The following is a 19,404-nucleotide window of genomic DNA, read 5'->3' as shown; positions in this document are numbered from 1 at the left end:
GGGCGGCATGATGCGCATGCAGGACATGATGAAGGGTCGGCGCCGTTGGGCGCTGGCCAGTGGCCTCGCCGGCCTGCTCGGCGCGGTGCTTCTCTGGCCGCTGGCCGGGCCGGTGGCCCAGCCGGCGGGTCGCGCCCCGGCGGTGGCGCCGGCAGCCCCTGCCGCCCCCGCGGCCGAGGGGCCGGAACGGACCAGCGCCCAGTTCGGCGACTGGTCGGTGAATTGCACCGGCCGTGCCCCGGCACGGAACTGCGAGATGGTGATGGCGGTGCGCGACCCGCCGCGGCAACTCGCCGCCGCCCTGGCCATCGGCCGGATCGCGCGGGAGTCCCCGCTGCGTCTGGTCGCCCAGGTGCCGGTGAACATCCGCGTCGCCCAGCCGGCGCGGCTGGCCATGGAGGGTGCGGAGCCGCTGGCCCTGCCCTTCCAGACCTGCAACCGCCTCGGCTGCTTCGCCGAGATCGAGCTGCGGGAGGAGGCATTGCGCCGCCTGCGTGCCCGCCCGGCCGATCAGCCGGGCCGGCTGGAATGGCGCGACGCGGCGGGGCAGGAGGTGGCGTTGCCCATTTCCTTCCGTGGCTTCGTCGCGGCGGCGGATGCGCTGGGCCGGGAGCTGCGCTGAACCACGGCGCCGGCCCCGCGCATCGCGGGAAACCGTTACGCGACGGCGACTTGCACCCCGCCCGTCGCGCATGGGATGGAGAGGGCAGGCGCGAGCGGGGCATGGGGTTCCGGCGCAGGGACAGATTGTTCTCGCAATGGATTTCCACTGATGCCCAGTGAGACCGCGCGGGAACTGCGCCGCCGGTTGCATCAGCAGCAGCTCATCTCCGCCTTCGGGCGGGAAGCCCTGCGCGGTGCCGGGCTGGACGGGCTGTTGCAGGATGCGGCGCGGGCCGCATCGGAAGGTCTGGATACCGATCTCGCCAAGGTCCTGCAGCACCTGCCGGGCGAGCAATGCCTGCTGATCGTCGCGGGCGTGGGCTGGGGGCCGGATGTGATCGGGGTGGTGCGCTTTGGCACCGACCTCGCCTCCCCCGCCGGCTTCGCGCTCCGCACCGGTGCGCCGGTGATCTCCAACCACCTGGGTGGGGAGGGGCGATTCCGCACCCCGCAACTGATGGTGGAGCACGGCGTGCGCCGCGCGGTGAACGTCCTGATCCGCGGCGAGGCCGGCGCACCACCCTTCGGCGTCCTGGAAGTGGACAGCCGCGATGCGCAGGAGGAATTCTCCGAAAGCGATGTCGCCTTCCTGCAATCCCTGGCCAATGTCGTGGGCCTGGCCATCGACCGTGACCGGGATCGCCGCGACCGCGACCTGCTGACGCGGGAGGCGCATCACCGCGTCAAGAACAGCCTTCAGATCGCCCAGACCCTGCTGCGCCTGCAATTGCGGGAGGTGGAGGATCCGGAGGCGAAGCGGCAGCTTGAACAGGCCGCGCGGCGCATCATGACCATCGGCGCGGTGCATGAACGCCTGTTTTCCGGCCCGGCCATCGGGCTGGTGGTGGTCGCCACCTATCTGCGCGGGCTGGTGGAGGATCTGCGCGCCTCGCTCGGCGTTGGCGATGGCGGCCGTCCCCTGGCGCTGGAGGTGACACCGGCGAGCGAGGAGGCGGTCTGGGACGGCGACCGGGTGACGACCCTCGGCCTGGTGGCGACGGAGCTGGTGACCAACGCCTTCAAATACGGCCGCGGCACCGTGACGCTGCGCTTCGAGATCGCGGCCCTGACCGGCGGCGGCACGCTGGTGGTGGCGGATGAGGGCGATGGGCCGCCCCCCGGCTTCGACCAGGCCAAGGGCGGCCTCGGCATGCGCATCCTGACGACGCTGCTGCGGGGCGGCGGGCTGGCGGCGGAACGGCCGCCGGAGGGTGGCTTCCGCTTCGTCGCCACACTGGCGCCGCCGCCCGCGGGCAATGGCGGGTAGTCTGACTACCGAAGCCCGGCGCGCACGCGATTGACCGTGGTGGCGGCCAGCAGCGCCGCCAGCACCGGCATGATCCAATAGGCCAGCGCCGGCAGCGCGCCCGCCAACCCGACCCAGAGGCCGAGCGCGCCGAACAGCAGCGCGCGGTCGCTTTTGCCCAATGGCCCGTCATAGCGACGCTCCGCGCCCAGCACGCCGGCGAATTCCGAGATGACGGAAAGAACCACCACCAGGCCGACCCAGGCCGGGCCGAAGGGCGGGATCAGCGCGAAGGGGGCGATCAGCGCGGCGTCGGAGACCACGTCGCCCAGCTCGTTCAGATAGGCGCCGAGCCGGCTTTTCTGCCCATGTTCGCGCGCCAGCATGCCATCCACGGCATTCAGTCCCATGCGCAGCAGCAGCCAGAGCGGCAGCAGCAGGAACCAGGCGGGGGAGGCCAGCAGCAGCACGCCCCCCAGCGCGACGGAGCCGATGGCGGCGGCCAGCGTCACCTGGTTGGCGGTGACGCCGGCGGCGGCGAGGCGCCCGACCATGGGGCGCAGCAGCGCCTGGAAGCGGGGTTTCAGGCTGTAGAGGCTCATCGTCGGGGCTCCAGCGCGCGCACCGCGGCCTCGCATTGTGCCGCGACCTGCGTCCAGCCGGCGCGGTCCTGCGGCGTCTCGGCGAAGGACAGCGGTGGGCCGATATGCAGATGCAGCCGGCCGGGCCGTGGCCAGCGGCGCTGCGGCGGCCAGGCGGCATGGGCGCCCTCCAGCCAGCAGGGCACCACCGGGACGGGGGAGCCGGCGACGAAGGCACCGAGCCCGGGTTGGAAGGCGGCCATGGCGCCGTCGCGCGAGCGGGTGCCCTCGGGGAACAGGATGAAGACCAGCCCATCCTCCTCCAGCCGTGCGCGCAGCGTCGCGAGGTCCTTCGGCCGGGTGCGGCGGCGCCAGACCGGCAGGGCGTTGATGGCATAGGCGGCGAAGGCGGCCATGGGGGTGGAGGTGAAGAAGGTATCGCCCGCCGCCAGCGCATGGGCGCGTCGTGCCGCCGGGCCGCGCAAGGCGGCGCCGACCGCCAGCGCGTCCAGATGGCTGGCATGGTTGGCGACGATGACGAAGGGTGGCGGCGGCAGGTGTTCCCGCCCGGTCACCGCGAAGCGGTGCATCACGGCCATGTAGAGGCGGACCAGGCGCCGCCAGCCGCCTTGCAGCAGCCCGCCGACCAGCCCGGCCTCCCGCCCATGGCTGCGCAGCCGCTCCGCCGTTGGCAGGCCCAGGTCGCGGGCCGGCTTGATCTTCCAGTCGCTCATGGTCCGCCCGTCAGGATGCGGGTCGGCGCGTCCAGGCCCCAGCCGATATAGAACTGGATCAGGTGGAAGGTCGCGGGGGCCACCAGCAGCAGGCTGTTGAAGCGGTCCAATATGCCGCCATGGCCGGGCAGCAGCACGCCCATGTCCTTGATGCCGATGTCGCGCTTGATGGAGGACAGCATCAGGTCGCCGGCCTGCCCGCCGATGCTGACCAGCGCGCCCAGCGCCAGCAGCTTCCAGGTGCTGTCCATCGGCGTGCCTTCGAAGATCAGCCCGGCGACATAAGCGACCAGCAGCGTGGTGCAGACCAGGGCGCCCAGCGCGCCCGACAGGGTCTTGTTCGGGCTGGTGGCCGGCAGCAGCTTCCGGCCGCCGATCAGCTTGCCGCTGGTGAAGGCCGCCACGTCGTTCAGCCCGACCGCGAGCACCAGCAACAGCAGCAGCGGCCGGTAGTTCGGATCATTCGCCATGTAGCCGAGATGCGCGAGGCCGGCGCCGAACAGCATATAGGCGAAGATCGCGAGCGCCGTGCGCTGGATATAGCCGGCGGGCCGGTCCAGCGGGATCGAGGCGACCGCGATCACCGTCACCGTCAGCGGCCAGAGCGCGACGAAGAAGCCATACCAGTGATCCAGCGCGGCGAAATTCACCGCCAGGATGCCGAGGACCACCACCGCCACCAGCCAATGCTCGCGGAACAGGCCGGTGGCGCGGTCATATTCCCGCAGGCAGGCCAGGCCGAGCAACGTCACCGCCGCGATCACCCATTCCCGTCCCAGCAGGATCGGCGCCATGATGAGCGGCAGCAGCACGGCCCAGGAGGCAAGGCGCAGCCACAATTCCCGGCGCAGCGCCGGGCTGGCGCGGCCGGTGACGGTCAAGGCGCCAATCACGGCGGCGGCCAGCAGCAGGATGCCGATGGTAGCGGCGACCAGCCCTTGCGTCACCGGATGGCCGAAGGCGATGTCCCATCCGCGCATCGGCGGTGGTTCTCCCGAAATGTCGGTGCCAGCATGACGGAGCGGCATCGGCGGGGATAGCGGCAGGGCCGGTCACAGTGTTTCCATCGGCTGCGCGATATGGCCTGTTGCGCGACATATTTCGCCGGAGTCCAGTCCCCCATGCCCAGCCGCCCCCGCACCATCCTGGTCACTGGCGCTGCCAGCGGCATCGGCGCCGCCTGCTGCCGGGCGCTGGCCGGGCCGGGCACGTCCATCCTGGTGCATACGCGGAAAAACGAGGCGGGGGCGGAGGCCGTGGCGCAGGCCGTGCGCGCGGCGGGCGGCGTGGCGGAGGTGATGCTGGGCGACATCGCCGACCCCGCCATGCCCGCGGCGCTGGTGGAACGGGCGCAGGCACGCTTCGGCGGGCTGGATGTGGTGGTGGCCAATGCCGGCTTCGCCGACCGCACCCCCGTGGCCAGCCTGACGGAAGCCGCCTTCGCGCGGTCGATGGACACGGTGCTCTGGGCCTTCCTGCGGCTGGCGCAGGCGGCGATGCCGGTGCTGGCGCGGGGCGAGGCGCCGCGGCTGGTCGCCATCTCCTCCTTCGTCGCACATGTCTTCCGCACCGATGCGACGATCTTCCCGGCGACGGCGGCCGCCAAGGCGGGGGTGGAGGCGCTGGTGCGCGCCCTGGCGGTGGAGGCGGCGGCCAGCGGCACCACGGTGAATGCCGTGGCGCCCGGCTTCACCCAGAAGGATGCCAGCGGCCACAGCGCCATGACCCAGGCGCAATGGGACGCGGTGCGCGCGCGGATTCCGCTTGGCCGGCTGGGCACGCCCACGGATGTGGCCCAGGCGGTGGCCTATCTCGCCTCGCCGGGCGCCGGCTATGTCACCGGCCAGGTGCTGCATGTGAATGGCGGGCTGATCTGATAACAGCGGGCCGGTTTCTCGACCGGTCCGAGCGGCCGAATGGCCGCCGCCGCTTATGCGGCGAAGCCAAGGAAACCGGAGGTTTCCGCCCGGCGTGTGAGGGCGGCCCGACGCGGTCACGCGGAAGGGTCGTTGGTATGATTGACGGCGACCCGGCGCCCTGCCTTGCTGCCGGGACAAAGAGGGAAATGCCAGGATGATCCATGTGCTCGCCTTCATCACCACGAAGCCCGGAATGCGGGAGGCGGTGCTGACCGAATTCCGCGCCAATATGCCGGCCGTCCTGGCCGAGGAAGGCTGCCTGGAATACGGCCCGGCCGTGGATGCGGAAGGCATCGGCGCGATCCAGACCGCGATCGGGCCGGACAGCTTCGTCGTGGTGGAGAAGTGGTCCAGCCCGGCGACGCTCGCCGCCCATGGCGCCGCGCCGCATATGAAGGCCTATGGCGCCAAGGTGCGCGACATGATCGCCAGCCGGGTCATCCATGTGCTGAGCCCGGCTGGGTGATCCAGCCCGCCGTCAATCCAGGCTGACGCGCCCCTCGCGCACCACCACCGCCCATTTCGCGACCTCGGCCCGGACAAAGGCGTCGAAATCGGCCGGGGTGGTGGCTTCCACGGTAAAGCCCTGGGCCGCGAAACTGTCCTGGATCTCGGGGGAGGTCATGGCCCGCGCCACCTCCGCATGCAGCCTGGCCAGCACCGGGGCCGGCGTGCCGGCGGGGGCAAACAGGCCCTGCCAGGAGGTGGCGGCGAAGCCCGGCAGCCCGGCCTCCTGCATCGTCGGCACCTCCGGCAGCAGGCGGTGCCGGGCCGGCGATGTGACGGCGATCGGGCGGATGGCGCCGGCGCGGACCTGCGGCAGGGCCACCAGGAAATCCGCGAAGCTCGACTGCACCTGGCCGGCGATCAGGTCCGTCAGCGCGGCGGCGGAGCCGCGATAGGGCACATGCGTCAGCTCCACCTTCGCCGCCTGGCCGAACATCACCCCGGTCAGGTGCATGGAGGTGCCATTGCCCGGCGTCGCATAGGTCAGCCCGCCATTCGCCGCCTTGGCCGCCGCGATATAGCCGGCCAGGTCCTGGGCGGGGCTGTCCTTGTTCACCACCAGGATCAGCGGCGCGGAGACCACCCGCGACAGCGGCGCGAAGGAGGTCGCCGGGTCATAGGGCAGGTTGCGGAACAGGCTGCCGGCGATGGCATTGCTGCCGGTGACGCCCATCAGCAGCGTGTGCCCATCGGGCGCGGATTTCGCCACGGCATCGGCGCCGACGGTGCCACCCGCGCCGGGGCGGTTTTCCACCACCACGGTCTGGCCGAGCGCCGCGGTCAGCTTCTCCGCCAGCCGCCGCGCCAGCACATCGGTGCTGCCGCCGGGCGGGAAGGGCACGACGATGCGGATGGTGCGGCTCGGCCAGGACTGCGCCAGGGCTGGCGCGGCGAGGCCGGCGGCGAGCGCCGTGCCGAGAGTGCGACGGGTAAGGGTCATTTTGTGAAGCTTCCCTGTTGTTGCGCGGGGCCCCAGCCGCCCCCGCCCGCGGTTTCGAGAATGAAGCGCTCCCCGGCCGCCCAGGCGATGCGCGCCTTGGAGGGCAGGGGGTGGGGTGTGCCGTCCAGTCGGACCAGCCGCGCCGCCGCCGGGGCGCCCGGGCCACCGCCCTGCGCCCCCGGCGCGCCGGCCAGGTGCCGCTCGCCGCGATAGGAGATTTCGGCCGTGCCCGAGAGCAGGCGGTAGACCCGCCGCACGCCATCGCCCCCGGGATGCCGCCCGGCGCCGCCGGAGCCGCGCCGGCGCTCGATCGCCTCCACCCGGATCGGCGCCACCGATTCCAGCATTTCGCCGGGCAGGTTGCGGGCGTTGGAGACATCGGCGGAAAGGCCGGGCAGCCCCGGCCCATCCGGCCGCCCGCCGGACCCGCCCGCGACAATCTCCGTGAAGATCCAGCGCCGGCCGGCGCCATCGGTGCCGCCGATGGAGAGCACCACGGCCACCCCCGCATTGGGTGCCGCGGCCGGCGCGGGCGAAAGCCGGGCATGGGCGGCGAACAGGGCGTTGCAGGCCAGTTTCACCGTCGCCGTGCGGGCATTCACCGCCGCCGGGAAGCGCGGATTGACCAGGCTGCCCTCCGGCAGGTGCAGGTCCAACAAGTCCAGCAACCCATGATTCGCCGCCGCCCCCGGGGCGATCCGCCGCAGCAGGCAAAAGCAGGCGGCCAAAAGGCCGGAAGGCGCGGCGTTGACCGGCCCGGCCGTCTGTGGCGCCGATCCGGTGAAATCGACCGCGAGGCGCGGCCCCGGCAGGCGGCGCAGAGTGACGCGGATGGGCACGGCGCCGGCGCTGAGGCCATCGCCTTCCAGGGCATCCTCGGCGCTGGCCTCGGCTTCCGGCAGGGCGGCCAGGGCGGCGGCCAGCAAGGCGCGGGATTCGACCAGCAGCGCTTCGCAGCCGGTGACGAAGGTCTCGGTACCCATGGCGGTGGCGAGCTGCGCCACCTCCCGCGCCGCCAGGGACACGGCGGCCCATTGCGCGGCCAGGTCGCCGGCCAGCATGTGCGGCGTGCGGGTATTGGCGGCGAGGATGGTGGCGATGCCCGCATCCTCCACCCCCGCATGCCGCCACTTCACCGGCGGCAGGCGCAGCCCCTCCTGGAAGATGCTTTGGGCATCCGGCGGGACGGAGCCGGGGGCGATGCCGCCGACATCCTGGTGGTGCAGGATGGTGGCGGCGAAGGCCACCACGCGGCCCTGCGCGAAGACCGGCCGCGCCAGGATCAGGTCGGGCAGATGCGTGCCGCCGGACCAGGGATCGTTCAGCAGCAGCCCGTCGCCCTCCGCCAGCGTGGCGGGCGGGAAGGCGCGGCAGAGGGCGGCGATGGCGGGGATCATGCCGCCGAGCAGCAGCGGCAGCGAATTGGCCTGGGCCAGCACGCGGCCATCCGCCAGGAACAGGGCGGCGGCGCAGTCCATACCCTCCCGCGCCACCGGGGACAGGGCGCTGGCCAGCAGGCTGTCCTGCATGCGGTCGGCGACGCTTTCGAGCGCCAGATGCAGGATTTCCCGGGCGGCGGCCTCGGCGAGACTCATGGCGCGGCTTCCAGCAGCAGCGCGCCATCGGCGCGCGGGGTGGCGCGCCAGCCGGGCGGGATGCGGAGCGTGGCGTCCGGCCCGTCCTGCAGCATCGTGCCATCCGGCAGTTCGCGGGACCTCGTGGGCGGTGGCGAAGGCGGCGTGGGTGGCAGGCCGAGCGCGGCCTGCGCGACGCAGCTTTGAGCGAGAATGCGCCGCGCGCCGCCGGGGGCATGGCCGCGCAGCAGGGCGTGGGCGGCGTCGAAACGCGCCGCTAGCGCCTCCGGCGGCTCGCCCGAGGTCCAGGCCAGGGTCAGGGGCTCCGACTGGCCGGCATAGGCCATGGCGAGACTGTGGTGCGGCGTGGCGGGGCAGACCCAGGCCGCGAGCCGGGTGGTCAGCGCCGCCGCCTGGGCGGCTGCCTGGGGCTCCAGCGTGGCGATATCGGCCAAGGGCAGGTCGCAGGGCGCCTCCAGGCTCGCCGCGGCCGGGGCCAGGGCCAGGCCAAAGGCGGAAAGCAACCCGGGCGCGGGCGGCACCAGCACGCGGCGGGCGCCGATGCGGGCGGCGATGGCGGCGGCATGCAGCGGCCCGGCGCCGCCGCCGGCCACCAGCAAGGCGCGGGTCGGGTCCAGGCCACGGCGCAGCGCGATGCGGCGCAGCGCATCCGCCACCCTGGCCTCCGCCAGTTCCAGCACCGGCGCGACCTGCTCCGTGCCCAGCGCCGCGACCAGCGCGGTTCGGGCGGCCGCCGCATCCAGCGCCAGTCCCGGCGCCGTGCCGGGCAGCCAGCCGGCCAGCAGCGCCGCATCGGTCAGCGTCGCCGCGCTGCCGCCACGGCAGGCCGGGCGCGCGGGGGTGCCGAAGCGCAGCCTGCCGGCGTCGAGCGTGACCGTGGTGCCGCCACCCATGGCCAGGCTTTCCACATCCAGCGCCGGGCAGCGCAGCCGCAGCGCGCCCAGGCCGATCTCCCGCGCCGTCAGCGGCGTGCCGGCGCGGACCAGGCTGATCTCCGTGGTCGTGCCGCCCATGTCGAGGCCGATGGCGTCCTCGCCTTGCGCCCAGAAGGCAACGGCGCGCGCCCCGGCGGCGGGGCCGGACAGAGCGAGGCCGAGGGGCTGCGCCAGGGCCTCCGCCAGTGGCGCCAGACCGCCTTCCGCGCGCAGCAGCCAGGGGGCGGGCAGGACCCCGTCGAAGCGCCCGGCCAGCAGCGGCTTCAGCGCGGCATCGGCCAGTGTGGCGAGCGTGCGTTCGAATTCGCGCAGGCCCGGATCGACGCGGTGCGAGAGCGACAGCGGCAGGTCGGGACGCTCCGCCGCGATGGCTTCTGCCACGGCCAGCTCATGGGCGGAATTCAGCGGCGCGAAGAGCAGGCTGATGGCGACGGGCGTGTTCGCCGGCAGCTTGGCGATCTGGGCGCGTAGCGCTTCCAGTTCATCGAGCGGCTCGACCTCCGCGCCCGTCGCATCGATGCGGCCGCCGACCTCCATGCGCAGCGCCGCGGGTGACAGGGTTGGTGGCGTGGGCGGCGGTGGCCGTTCATCCATCGGGTCACGCTTCGATTGCCGGCCGAGATCCGGCACATCGACAAAGCCCCGCGTCGCCACCAGCGCCACCGGCCCGGCCCGGCCGCTGACCAGGGCGTTTGTCGCGAGCGTGGTGGCGATGCGAAGCTGCGCGATCTGCGTGATGCCGGCCTCCGCCAGCAGTGCGCCGATGGCTTCGGCCAGTGGCGCCGTGGAAGCGGGGTGTTTCAGCATCCGCGGTGGGCCGTCCGGCGCACTCGCAAAAAGGTCGGAAAAATCGCCGCCGAGATCGATGGCGACACTCCACCCCTGCATCACCACGACCAGCGCGTCGGCGCAAACGCCGAAAGATCGATCTCCGGATCGCGGCCGGCGACCAGATGCGCCACTTCGCGCCCCGTGCTGGCCGCGCCGCACATGCCGATATGGCCATGGCCGAAGGCGAACCAGGCATTGTCGACGCGCGGCGCCCGGCCGATCACCGGCAGGCTGTCCGGCAGGCAGGGGCGATGGCCCATCCATTCGCTGGTCTGGCTGGTATCCAGATGCGGAAACATCTCGCGGCCACGGGCCAGCAGCATGGCGGCGCGGCGATAATCCGGCGCGGCGTGGAGGCCGGCGAATTCAACGGAGCCGGCGAGGCGAAGACCCATCCGCATGGGGTTCACCATCAGGTTGTGCTCCACCGCCATCACGGTGTGGCGCAGCGCCAGGTTGTTGCTGCCGACGGTCACGTGATAGCCGCGCTGCGTCTCCAACGGGATCCGTGGGCCGAGCTGGTTTGCGAGCCTCGCGGACCAGGCGCCGCCGGCCAGCACCACGCCTTCCGTCTCCAGCGTCTCCCCGCCTTCCAATTCCAGCGCATGGACGGAACCGCCCTTGACGCGAAAGCCGCTGACGCGGGCGCGATGCACCTGGGCGCCGTCGCGTTCGCATTGCTCGAACAGCGCGCGCGTCATCGCGGCGGGGTCGAGCGTGCTGCCATTCTCGGGCGCCAGAATGCCGAAGCGGAAGCGGCCTTTCAGGTCGGGCTCCAGCGCCACGAGTTCGTCCTCGGCCACGTCGCGCATCTCGACGCCGAGCGAACGGCGCAGGTTCATCCCCCAGGCCCATTGCCGCGCGGCCTCGGGTCCGGAGTAGACATAGAGGCAGCCGGAACGGCGCATCAGACCGCTGGCATTGGCACGTTGCAGCAGTGGCTCGTAGCAATCGAAGATCGGCGCCAACAAGCCGCGCAGTGCCGTGGCGATACGCACCACCTCCTCTCGCGACGAATGCTTGAGGAAGCGCGCGAGCCAGGGCGCGACCACGGGCGTGTACCACCAGCGCACGGCGAGCGGCCCGAGCGGATCCAGCAGCCAGCCCGGCACCTTCTTCCACATCCCCGGCATGCCGACTGGCAGGCAGGCGGAGGGGGAGAGCGAGCCGGCATTGCCGAAGGAGGTCGCCTCCGCCGGGCCGAGCGGATCAACAAACGTGACCTGGTGGCCATCGCGCTGCAGCCAAGCCGCGGTGGCGGTGCCGACGATGCCATTGCCGATCACCGCGATGCGCATGCTGGGTCCCTGGGGCCTGGCGGTGTTCGAAGACCGAACCGCTGTGCGGAATGCTAACCCGCGTTGCGCGCGGCGCGCAACAAGGTCACAACAATTGCGGCGCGAGGTCGGTGGCCTGCGCGCGCAGCAGCGGCAGGTAGCTGTCCCGCAAGACCGTGGCCGTGCCGCGTTCGCTGTGCATGCCGATGTTCAGCGCGGCGACCACGCGCCCATCATGCCGTCGCAGCGGTACGGCAAGCGACCGAAAGCCCTGCTCGGCTTCCTGGTCCACCAATGCAAAGCCGTCGCTGCGCGCCTTGGCGATGCGCTTGCGGATGCGCAGCGGGTCGAGTTCCGTCTGCGGCGTGACGGCGAAGGGCGGGTGCTGTGCCAGCACCGCGTCCATCTCCGCCTCTGGCAGTCCGGCCAGCAGCACGCGGCCCAACGCGGTGCAGAAGGCGGGCAGGCGCAGGCCGACCATGGTGGTGAGATTGAGCAGGCGCGCCGGCTGGCCATAGGCGATGAAGACGATGTCGCCCCCATCCAGCACCGCGGCCGAGCAGGGCGCGCCGACCTCGGCGCTCAGCCTCTCGCAGCGCGGTTGCAGGATGGCGGACAGGCCGTTGGCGCCGAGATAGCCGGAGGCCAGCCGCAGCACGCGCGGCGTCAGCCGGAACAGCCGCCCGTCACTTTCGACATGGCCGAGCGTGACCAGCGTGTGCAGCGCGCGGCGCACCGTGGCGCGCGGCAGGTCCACAACGCGCGCCGTCTCGGCCAGCGTCATCTGTCGGCGCTCCGGCCCGAAGGCCTGGAGTACGGCCAGGCCACGCGCCAGGGCCTCGAGAAAATCCGGTCCATGGCCCGCGGCTTCCCGGCGTTCCGCATCCTCGGCCTTCAGGCGCGGCATTGGATTCCCATTCCCTCAATCTCCCGCTTGCCGGCGGCCCGCGGCTTTGTTTACTCTATCGCACAAGTGTTCGGTCAGTGAACACTGCTGCCGGAGCCGCCGCCGCCATGATCTCCGCCGAACACAACGAACGCCTGACCCGCGTCGGTCCCGGCACGCCGGGCGGGCGCGTGCTGCGGCAATACTGGCAGCCGATCGCCCTGGTGGACGAGCTGGAGGCGAAGCGGCCGGTGCGGGCCGTGCGCGCACTGGGGCAGGACTTCGTGCTGTTCCGCGACGAGCAGGGGCGTCTCGGCCTGCTCGACCGCGACTGCCCGCATCGCAACGCCGACCTCGCTTTCGGGCGGCTGGAGGATGGCGGGCTGCGCTGCCCCTTCCATGGCTGGCTGTTCGACGTGCAGGGCAAGTGCCTCGACACGCCGGCGGAGGCGGAGGGAAGCACGCTCTGCACCCGTATCCGCCAGCGCTCCTATCCGGTGGAGCTGCGCAGCGGCATCGTCTTCGCCTTCCTGGGCGAGGGTGCGGCGCCGCCCTTTCCGGCGCTGGATTGCTTCACCGCGCCGGACACGCATGTCTTCGCCTTCAAGGGCCTGATCTCCTGCAACTGGCTTCAGGCGCTGGAAGTCGGCATCGACCCCGCCCATGCCAGCTTCCTGCATCGCTTCTTCGAGGATGGCGACGCGGCGGAGGCCTATGGCAAGCAGTTCCGCGCCACTTCCGACGGTTCCGACCTGCCGATGACCTATGTGCTGCGCGAATATGCCCGACCGCGGATCGAGGTGGAGAACACCGATTACGGCCTGCGCGTGACGGCGCTGCGCAGCATCAACGAGGCGACCACCCATGTGCGCGTGACCAACCTGGTCTTCCCGCAGGCCTTCGTGATTCCGATGAGCGCGGAGATGACCATCACCCAATGGCACATGCCGGTGGATGACACGCATACCTACTGGGTCGCGATCTTCACCAGCTTCGCCAAGCCCGTGGACAAGGCGCAGATGCGCGCGCAGCGGCTGGAATCCTACAGCCTGCCGGACTACCTGCCGAAACTCGGCGCCCATAACGACTACGGCTTCGACCCGGAGGAACAGGCGCGCGAGACCTATACGGGCATGGGCGAGGATATCAACGTCCACGACCAATGGGCCGTTGAATCGCAAGGTGCCATCCAGGACCGCACGCGGGAGAATCTGGCGAGTACCGACAAGGCGATCGCCGCCAATCGCCGCCTGCTGATGCGCGCCATGGCGGCGATGGAGGAAGGCAAGCTGCCGGCGCTGATGCAGGACGCCGTGACGACATCGGGCATCGTGGGGCCTGCCACCATCGACACCATGTCGCCCGCCGCCGAATGGCAGACGCGCTGGCGCGAAGCGGTGGCACGCCGCCGCGGCGCCGCCCCCTGGGCCCCGCCGGCACTCGCCGCCGAATGAGTTTTGTTCAGCGGCACGGGCTGCACGCCGAAGCCGACCGCGTCGAGATCCTGCGGCAGATCGAGGCCGCCGGCCTCGGCGTGCTGCGCCTCGCCTTCCCCGACCAGCACGGCATCCTGCGCGGCAAGACCATCATGGCCAGCGAGGCCAGGGGTGCGCTGGCCAATGGCGTGGCGATGACCACCACGCTGCTGCTGAAGGATTCGTCGCATCGCACCGTGTTTCCGGTGTGGGCGGCGGGCGGCGCGATGGGCGAGAAGGCGATGGAGGGCGCGGCGGATGCGCTGCTGATCCCGGACCCCGGCACCTTCCGCATCCTGCCCTGGGCGCCGCATACCGGCTGGATTCTCTGCGACGCCTATTTCGCCGATGGCCGCCCGGTGCCACTCGGCACGCGCCACCTGCTGCGCCAACAGCTTTCCCGGGCTGCGGAGCAGGGATTCGACTACGTCACCGGGTTGGAGGTGGAGTTCCACCTGTTCCGCCTGACCGACCCGAAGCTGGCGCCCAGCGATGCGGGGCAGCCGGGCACGCCGCCGGACATCGCCCTGCTGACGCAGGGCTACAACTACCTGACCGAGCTGCGCTACGACCAACTCGACCCCATCCTCGAAATCCTGCGCCGTGACATCCAGGCGCTGGGCCTTCCCCTGCGCTCGATGGAGGTGGAATATGGGCCGAGCCAGGTGGAGTTCACCTTCGGCCCGCAATCCGGTCTGGCCAGCGCCGACGCCATGGTGCTGTTCCGCAGCGCGGTGAAGCAGGTGGCGCGGCGGCATGGCTACCACGCCACCTTCATGTGCCGCCCGCGCATCCCGAATGTGATGTCGAGCGGCTGGCACCTGCACCAGTCGCTGGTCCGCGACGGCCGCAACGCCTTCATCGGCGAAGACACGCTGCTGTCGGACACGGCGCGGCATTTCCTCGGTGGGTTGTTGCACCATGCGCGCGCGGCCTCCGCCTTTTCCACGCCCACCATCAACGGTTTTCGGCGCTACCGGCCGATGTCGCTGGCGCCCGACCGTGCCATCTGGGGCATCGACAACCGCGGCGTGATGGTGCGCGCACTCGGCGCGCCGGGCGATCCGGCGACGCGGCTGGAGAACCGGGTGGGGGAGCCGGCGGCAAACCCCTATCTCTACCTCGCCTCGCAACTTGCCTACGGGCTGGAAGGCATCGCCGCCCAGCGCGACCCCGGCCCGCCGGCCGACACGCCCTACGACACCGAGGCACCGCTGCTGCCGCGCAGCCTGGCGGAGGCGATTGCGGCGCTGGAGGACAGTGACGCGGCGCGGGATGCCTTCGGTGCCGGCTTCATCGACTATTTCGCGCGCATGAAGCGCGCGGAGATCGCCCGCTTCGAGACCGAGGTCTCGGAATGGGAACATCGCGAGTATTTCGAACTCTTCTGACGGGATCGGGCGGGGCAACGACCCCGCCTGCGGAAACGCCGCACGGCTCACTGGAAAGGAAGCGGATGCTCCTCGAGCTGGATGCGGTCACCAAGGAATTCCCGACGCGTGGCGGTCCGCCGGCGCGGATCATGGATCGCGTCTCGTTGGATGTGCGGGCGGGCGAGTTCATGGCGGTGCTCGGCCCCTCGGGCTGCGGCAAGTCCACGCTGTTGCAGATGGCGGCGGGGCTGCTGCCGGTGACCTCTGGCGTCGTGCGCGTCGCCGGCCGGCCGATCACCGCGCCACCGCCCGAAGCGGTCTATGTCTTCCAGCAATACAGCCGGTCGCTGCTGCCCTGGCGCAAGGTGCGCGACAACGTCGCCTTCGCCACCGAACACCGCCTGGGCCGCAAGCGGGCGCGGGAGGCGGCGGAAGCGCCGCTGGAACAGGTCGGCCTGGCCGGCTTCGGCGACCATTACCCCTGGCAGCTTTCGGGCGGCATGCAGCAGCGCGTGGCCATCGCCCGCGCCCTGGCCGCGGAACCGGCCCTGCTGCTGATGGACGAGCCTTTCAGCGCCGTGGATGCGCTGACGCGGCTCGATCTGCATGCGCTGGTGCTGGAGATCTGCACGCGCCGCCGCTTGACCGTGCTGCTGGTGACGCATGATGTGGAGGAGGCGATCACGCTTGCCGACCGCATCGCCCTGCTGACGCCGCGCCCGACCACGGTGGCGGAGATCATCGAGGTCGGCATCGACCGGCCGCGCGACCCCGTGGCGACGCGCGAATTGCCGCGCTTCCTGGAACTGCGCCATGCGCTGCTGGACCGGCTGATGACGCGCCATGTTGCTTGACCGGCTGCGTGCCATCCTGCCGGGGCTCGCCGTGCTGGCGCTGCTGATCGCGGGGCTGGAGGCGGCGGTGCAGGCGGGCATGATCCGCCGCGTGCTGATGCCGCCGCCCTCCGTTATCGGCGCCACGCTGTTCGATCTTCTGGCCAGCGGGGAATTCGTGGAACCGCTGATGGCGACCTTGAAGCTGGTCTTCGCCGGCTTTGCCATCGGCTCGCTGATAGGCATCGTGCTCGGCACCGCCATGGGCTGGTGGCCGGCGGCCTTCCGGCTGTTCGAACCGCTGGTGGAACTGGTGCGGCCGGTGCCGAAATCGGCGCTGGTGCCGCCGCTGATGCTGTTCCTCGGCATCGGCTTCACCATGAAGGTCACCTCCGTTGCGCTGGTGGTGATCTTCCCCGTGCTGCTCAACACCCTCCAGGGCGTGCGCGGCGTCGACCGGGTGATGCTGGACGCGGCGCGCACCCATGGCTGGGGCACGGCGCATACGCTGTGGCACCTGGTGCTGCCGGCCGCGCTGCCCTTCGTGCTGGCGGGCATGCGCATCAGCCTGGGCCTGGCTTTGGTGCTGGCGGTGCTGGCCGAGATGCTGGCCGGGGAGGGTGGGCTGGGCTTCCTGATCCTCGACATGCAGCGCAGCTTCCTGATCCGCCAGATGTATGCCTGGCTGGTCATCCTCGCCGTGCTCGGCCTGGCGCTGAACGGCATTTTTGCCGCCCTCGAACGCCGGGCGCTGCATTGGCAGAATCGCAACGCATAACAAGGAGGTTTCCGTGAACATCACCCGCCGTGCCACCCTTGCCATTCCCGCCGCACTGGCGGCGCCGTCGCTGCGCGCGCAGTCCCTCACCAAGATGCGGGTCAGCGTGATCCCGGTGCTGGACGTGGCACCGCTGCATGCGGCCATCCGCGAAGGCTACTTTGCGGCGGAGGGGATCGAGATCGACACCTCCACCACCGCGGGCGGCGCCACAGGCCTGCCGGGGCTCGTCGCCGGGCAGTTCCGCGTGGTCTTCTCCAACGTCGTCTCCATCATGCTCGGCGTGCGCGAGGGCCTGCCCTTCCGCTTCGTCTCCGGCGCCAGCAAGGGCAAGGACGCACCGCCGGATATCCTGGCGCTGCTGGTGCGCAAGGGCAGCGGCATCACCACGGGCCGCGACCTGGAGGGCAAGCGCATGGCCTCCAACACCCGCAACAACATCGTCTGGCTGCGCGGCATGGCCTGGGTGGAGAAGACCGGCGGTGACTGGCGCCGCGTCAGCACGGTGGAAGTGCCCTTCCCGCAGATGGCCGATGCGCTGGCCGGCGGCCGCGTCGATGCCGCCATCTTCTCCGAACCCTTCGTCGCCGCGGCGCTCGAAACCCACGGCGACAAGCTGGAGCGGATCGGCTGGCCGATCAGCGAGACGGCGCCGGGCGGCACCAATGCCCAGTATGTCGCGATGGCCGAGGACCTCGCCGCGAATGCCGATCTGTTCGACCGCTTCGGTCGCGCGCTGCACAAGGGCGTGGACTGGGTGAATGAACGCGCCGGCCAGCCGGCCCTGCTGGAGCTGATCGCCAACTTCTCCCGCGTGCCACTCGCGCGTCTGCAGAAGACGGCGCTGCCCGCCTATCCGAAGGGCGTCACGCCGGCGGAGCTGGATGAGCTGGTCGCGACGATGCAGCGCTACGGTCTGACCGGCACCTATCCGGCCAGCGCCGGGCTGATCCACCGCACCGCGCGGGTCTGATGCGGCGCATCACCTCCGGCACCTGGCTGGTGCTCGGCCTTTTCGCGCTGTGGGAAGCCTCCGCGCGACTGGGCTGGGTGGACAGTCCGAACTGGCCGCCGGTGACGGAGGTGGTGGCCGCGCTGATCCGCGACAGCATCACGGGCGAATTGCCGCTGCGCGTCGGCGGTTCGCTCTGGCGCATGTTCTCCGGCCTGCTGGCCGGGGGGCTGGCGGGCGTCGTGGTCGGGCTGGCCTTCGCGCTGGTGCCTGTCACGGCGCGGCTGTTCGGCGTGGTGGTGGAAGCGCTGCGGCCGATCCCGGTGCCGGCGGTGATTCCGCCGCTGGTGCTGTTCCTCGGCCTCGATGATCCGATGAAGATCACCGTGGTGGCGCTAACCGTCTTCTTCCCGGTGCTGACCAATACGATGCAGGGCGTGCGCGCGGTGGAGGTGGAGGCCATCGCCATGGGCCGCACCTTCGGCATCGGCCCCTGGCGCCGCGCCGCCTTCATCGTGCTGCCCGCCTGCCTGCCCTATGTCCTGGCCGGGCTGCGCGTGGCGCTGGGCCTGGCGCTGGTGGTCACGGTGGTGGCGGAGATGATCGCGGGCGAGCAGGGCGTCGGCAACTACCTCGTCGTCATGCAATTCGCCGGCCGCGCGCCGGAGATGTATGCGACGGTGCTTCTGCTGGCGGCACTTGGCTATGCGTTGAACCGGGCTTTTGTCACCCTGGAGAAGCGCGCGATCCATTGGTGGTTCGCGATGGGGCGCTAAACCCTGGCAATCACCGCGATGGGACCACCGCCATCCGGACCCTGATGTTCCGCGCCGCCCGAGACGAAGATGTCGGTGCGGCCCACGGCAGCGGCGATGACGCCGCCGACCAGAGCGCGGGCGTGGCGCGTGGCGTTGATGTCGCTGTCGTCCCACATGATGTGGCGGCGGCCACGAATCAGGCCGGTGGAGGAAGGCTCCGCCTTCGCCAGCACCGCGACAAGCCGCGCGGCATCCGCCGCGCCGATCTGCCCGCCACCGGGATCCAGCCCGGCGCCGCGAAGCGCCTGGTGCACGGCGGGCAAGGCGATGGCGTCGGGCATCACCGCATGGGCGATGCGCAGCTCTCCGCCCCATGCGGTGGAATTGCCCATCACCACCACCTCATTGCGCAGCAGCTCCACGCCGGCGGAACAGCTCGCGCGCGCCGAGAACAGGGACCAGTCGGCACCGATCACGGCATCCGACAGCGCCTCCTCCGTCACCTCGCCCAGCGCCAATGCGACGCCAAGGGCGGATGCGCCGCGGGACAGGCCCATGGAATGGTAGGTGTCCTCCGTCGCCACGGTCGCGCCGCGGCGACGGGCGGCGGTGATCCGCTCCATGGTCAGCAGCGGGCATTTGACCTGGACATAATGCACATCGGCGACGTCGCCGATGCCGGCCTGCGCCATGGCCTCCCGCACCGCGCGGGCCGTGGCCCGTAGTTGGGCCATGCGGCCGAGTTCTTCCGCCTGGAAATCGGCGGTGAAGGCGGTGCCAAGAGCCAGCGCGCCGCCCGGGGTCGGTGCTGCCGCCTCATCCACGGCGAAGACCAGGAAATGTGGCGAAAGACCACCTTCGGTGCCGCCCGACATCACCATGGCGACACGTTCCGCCACCTGTGCCGCGCCCAGGCCGAGGCGCGGCGCCAGCATGTGGCACAGCGCCTCAACGGCATAGGCGCGGGTGAAGTCGTTGACGCAGCCATTGCCCTCGGTCTTGCCGAGAATGGCGACGATCCGGTTGGCCTTCACCGCGCCGCTGTCCAGCAGCGCCGCCACCGCGGCCGCATCGCCCGGGTGGCGGGCGGCGACCAGATGGACCGTGGCGCGGCGCGTCAT

General features: G+C 71.3%; 19 protein-coding genes. 10 read left to right on the top strand and 9 right to left on the bottom strand.

Annotated elements, in window-relative coordinates; translation table 11 throughout:
• The first annotated feature begins 7 nt into the window (after positions 1-7).
• Both JJQ90_RS11110 and JJQ90_RS11105 read left to right on the top strand, forming a co-directional pair.
• Entirely contained in the window at positions 8-622 is a 615-nt protein-coding gene (locus JJQ90_RS11110; protein ID WP_216875379.1) for an invasion associated locus B family protein, read from the top strand.
• Between the two features lie 150 nt (positions 623-772).
• Positions 773-1,930 (top strand): sensor histidine kinase, encoded by a 1,158-nt coding sequence (locus JJQ90_RS11105; protein ID WP_216875376.1) that lies wholly within the window; start codon positions 773-775, stop codon positions 1,928-1,930.
• A 5-nt stretch (positions 1,931-1,935) separates the two neighbouring features.
• Here the strand turns inward: JJQ90_RS11105 and JJQ90_RS11100 are convergent, their stop codons facing one another.
• The 3 genes from JJQ90_RS11100 to JJQ90_RS11090 are packed head-to-tail and all read right to left on the bottom strand — an operon-like array spanning position 1,936 to position 4,204.
• A complete protein-coding gene (locus JJQ90_RS11100) occupies positions 1,936-2,511 on the bottom strand; it encodes a CDP-alcohol phosphatidyltransferase family protein (protein ID WP_216875374.1) in 576 nt (191 codons plus the stop codon).
• On the bottom strand, positions 2,508-3,224 hold the full coding sequence (locus JJQ90_RS11095) for a lysophospholipid acyltransferase family protein (protein ID WP_216875372.1): 717 nt from the start codon (positions 3,222-3,224) through the stop codon (positions 2,508-2,510). Before JJQ90_RS11095 ends, JJQ90_RS11100 begins: the two co-directional genes overlap by 4 nt.
• Positions 3,221-4,204 carry a phosphatidate cytidylyltransferase gene (locus tag JJQ90_RS11090; RefSeq protein WP_216875370.1) on the bottom strand — a complete coding sequence of 328 codons (984 nt, stop codon included), beginning with the start codon at positions 4,202-4,204 and terminating at the stop codon, positions 3,221-3,223. Before JJQ90_RS11090 ends, JJQ90_RS11095 begins: the two co-directional genes overlap by 4 nt.
• Positions 4,205-4,345: 141 nt before the next feature.
• On the opposite strand from JJQ90_RS11090, the gene JJQ90_RS11085 reads away from it, so the two are divergent.
• Both JJQ90_RS11085 and JJQ90_RS11080 read left to right on the top strand, forming a co-directional pair.
• Complete coding sequence (locus JJQ90_RS11085; RefSeq protein ID WP_216875367.1) at positions 4,346-5,101, top strand: SDR family NAD(P)-dependent oxidoreductase; 756 nt, start codon at positions 4,346-4,348, stop codon at positions 5,099-5,101.
• A 196-nt stretch (positions 5,102-5,297) separates the two neighbouring features.
• Positions 5,298-5,609: a putative quinol monooxygenase gene (locus tag JJQ90_RS11080; protein ID WP_216875364.1), complete on the top strand. Its 312-nt coding sequence runs from the start codon at positions 5,298-5,300 to the stop codon at positions 5,607-5,609.
• 12 nt (positions 5,610-5,621) lie between these two features.
• Here the strand turns inward: JJQ90_RS11080 and JJQ90_RS11075 are convergent, their stop codons facing one another.
• The 5 genes from JJQ90_RS11075 to JJQ90_RS11055 form a co-directional block, all read right to left on the bottom strand.
• Positions 5,622-6,590 (bottom strand): tripartite tricarboxylate transporter substrate binding protein, encoded by a 969-nt coding sequence (locus tag JJQ90_RS11075; RefSeq protein ID WP_216875362.1) that lies wholly within the window; start codon positions 6,588-6,590, stop codon positions 5,622-5,624.
• Positions 6,587-8,185, bottom strand: coding sequence for a hydantoinase B/oxoprolinase family protein (locus tag JJQ90_RS11070; RefSeq protein WP_216875360.1), 1,599 nt, complete (start codon positions 8,183-8,185; stop codon positions 6,587-6,589). The genes JJQ90_RS11075 and JJQ90_RS11070 overlap by 4 nt, the downstream gene beginning before the upstream one ends.
• Entirely contained in the window at positions 8,182-10,008 is a 1,827-nt protein-coding gene (locus JJQ90_RS11065; protein ID WP_216875358.1) for a hydantoinase/oxoprolinase family protein, read from the bottom strand. The genes JJQ90_RS11070 and JJQ90_RS11065 overlap by 4 nt, the downstream gene beginning before the upstream one ends.
• Positions 10,008-11,249 (bottom strand): NAD(P)/FAD-dependent oxidoreductase, encoded by a 1,242-nt coding sequence (locus JJQ90_RS11060; protein ID WP_216875356.1) that lies wholly within the window; start codon positions 11,247-11,249, stop codon positions 10,008-10,010. The genes JJQ90_RS11065 and JJQ90_RS11060 overlap by 1 nt, the downstream gene beginning before the upstream one ends.
• Positions 11,250-11,334: 85 nt before the next feature.
• Positions 11,335-12,135, bottom strand: coding sequence for an IclR family transcriptional regulator domain-containing protein (locus tag JJQ90_RS11055; protein ID WP_216875354.1), 801 nt, complete (start codon positions 12,133-12,135; stop codon positions 11,335-11,337).
• A gap of 107 nt (positions 12,136-12,242) precedes the next feature.
• Here JJQ90_RS11055 and JJQ90_RS11050 point away from each other — a divergent pair, with 107 nt between their 5' ends.
• From JJQ90_RS11050 to JJQ90_RS11025, 6 genes are all read left to right on the top strand, one after another.
• Positions 12,243-13,568, top strand: a complete 1,326-nt coding sequence (locus JJQ90_RS11050; RefSeq protein ID WP_216875352.1) for an aromatic ring-hydroxylating dioxygenase subunit alpha — start codon at positions 12,243-12,245, stop codon at positions 13,566-13,568.
• Positions 13,565-14,980: a glutamine synthetase family protein gene (locus tag JJQ90_RS11045; protein WP_216875350.1), complete on the top strand. Its 1,416-nt coding sequence runs from the start codon at positions 13,565-13,567 to the stop codon at positions 14,978-14,980. Before JJQ90_RS11050 ends, JJQ90_RS11045 begins: the two co-directional genes overlap by 4 nt.
• A 65-nt stretch (positions 14,981-15,045) precedes the next feature.
• Positions 15,046-15,816: an ABC transporter ATP-binding protein gene (locus JJQ90_RS11040; RefSeq protein WP_216875347.1), complete on the top strand. Its 771-nt coding sequence runs from the start codon at positions 15,046-15,048 to the stop codon at positions 15,814-15,816.
• On the top strand, positions 15,806-16,573 hold the full coding sequence (locus JJQ90_RS11035; protein WP_216875344.1) for an ABC transporter permease: 768 nt from the start codon (positions 15,806-15,808) through the stop codon (positions 16,571-16,573). Before JJQ90_RS11040 ends, JJQ90_RS11035 begins: the two co-directional genes overlap by 11 nt.
• 13 nt (positions 16,574-16,586) lie before the next feature.
• Positions 16,587-17,546, top strand: a complete 960-nt coding sequence (locus JJQ90_RS11030) for an ABC transporter substrate-binding protein (RefSeq protein WP_216875342.1) — start codon at positions 16,587-16,589, stop codon at positions 17,544-17,546.
• Positions 17,546-18,301, top strand: coding sequence for an ABC transporter permease (locus JJQ90_RS11025; protein ID WP_216875339.1), 756 nt, complete (start codon positions 17,546-17,548; stop codon positions 18,299-18,301). The genes JJQ90_RS11030 and JJQ90_RS11025 overlap by 1 nt, the downstream gene beginning before the upstream one ends.
• Here the strand turns inward: JJQ90_RS11025 and atzD are convergent.
• Positions 18,298-19,404, bottom strand: a complete 1,107-nt coding sequence (gene atzD / locus JJQ90_RS11020) for a cyanuric acid amidohydrolase (RefSeq protein WP_216875337.1) — start codon at positions 19,402-19,404, stop codon at positions 18,298-18,300. The genes JJQ90_RS11025 and atzD overlap by 4 nt on opposite strands.

It is taken from the genome of Falsiroseomonas oleicola (assembly GCF_019029495.1).
Lineage (GTDB): Bacteria > Pseudomonadota > Alphaproteobacteria > Acetobacterales > Acetobacteraceae > Falsiroseomonas > Falsiroseomonas oleicola.
The sequence above is the reverse complement of the archived record's forward strand: the minus strand, read 5'-3'. Positions and strand labels throughout refer to the sequence as shown.

Coding starts and splice junctions, on each gene's coding strand:
- JJQ90_RS11110 (WP_216875379.1), top strand. CDS start 8: ATGATGCGCATGCAGGACATGATGAAGGGTCGGCGCCGTTGGGCGCTG.
- JJQ90_RS11105 (WP_216875376.1), top strand. CDS start 773: ATGCCCAGTGAGACCGCGCGGGAACTGCGCCGCCGGTTGCATCAGCAG.
- JJQ90_RS11100 (WP_216875374.1), bottom strand. CDS start 2,511: ATGAGCCTCTACAGCCTGAAACCCCGCTTCCAGGCGCTGCTGCGCCCC.
- JJQ90_RS11095 (WP_216875372.1), bottom strand. CDS start 3,224: ATGAGCGACTGGAAGATCAAGCCGGCCCGCGACCTGGGCCTGCCAACG.
- JJQ90_RS11090 (WP_216875370.1), bottom strand. CDS start 4,204: ATGCGCGGATGGGACATCGCCTTCGGCCATCCGGTGACGCAAGGGCTG.
- JJQ90_RS11085 (WP_216875367.1), top strand. CDS start 4,346: ATGCCCAGCCGCCCCCGCACCATCCTGGTCACTGGCGCTGCCAGCGGC.
- JJQ90_RS11080 (WP_216875364.1), top strand. CDS start 5,298: ATGATCCATGTGCTCGCCTTCATCACCACGAAGCCCGGAATGCGGGAG.
- JJQ90_RS11075 (WP_216875362.1), bottom strand. CDS start 6,590: ATGACCCTTACCCGTCGCACTCTCGGCACGGCGCTCGCCGCCGGCCTC.
- JJQ90_RS11070 (WP_216875360.1), bottom strand. CDS start 8,185: ATGAGTCTCGCCGAGGCCGCCGCCCGGGAAATCCTGCATCTGGCGCTC.
- JJQ90_RS11065 (WP_216875358.1), bottom strand. CDS start 10,008: ATGCAGGGGTGGAGTGTCGCCATCGATCTCGGCGGCGATTTTTCCGAC.
- JJQ90_RS11060 (WP_216875356.1), bottom strand. CDS start 11,249: ATGCGCATCGCGGTGATCGGCAATGGCATCGTCGGCACCGCCACCGCG.
- JJQ90_RS11055 (WP_216875354.1), bottom strand. CDS start 12,135: ATGCCGCGCCTGAAGGCCGAGGATGCGGAACGCCGGGAAGCCGCGGGC.
- JJQ90_RS11050 (WP_216875352.1), top strand. CDS start 12,243: ATGATCTCCGCCGAACACAACGAACGCCTGACCCGCGTCGGTCCCGGC.
- JJQ90_RS11045 (WP_216875350.1), top strand. CDS start 13,565: ATGAGTTTTGTTCAGCGGCACGGGCTGCACGCCGAAGCCGACCGCGTC.
- JJQ90_RS11040 (WP_216875347.1), top strand. CDS start 15,046: ATGCTCCTCGAGCTGGATGCGGTCACCAAGGAATTCCCGACGCGTGGC.
- JJQ90_RS11035 (WP_216875344.1), top strand. CDS start 15,806: ATGTTGCTTGACCGGCTGCGTGCCATCCTGCCGGGGCTCGCCGTGCTG.
- JJQ90_RS11025 (WP_216875339.1), top strand. CDS start 17,546: ATGCGGCGCATCACCTCCGGCACCTGGCTGGTGCTCGGCCTTTTCGCG.
- atzD (WP_216875337.1), bottom strand. CDS start 19,404: ATGACGCGCCGCGCCACGGTCCATCTGGTCGCCGCCCGCCACCCGGGC.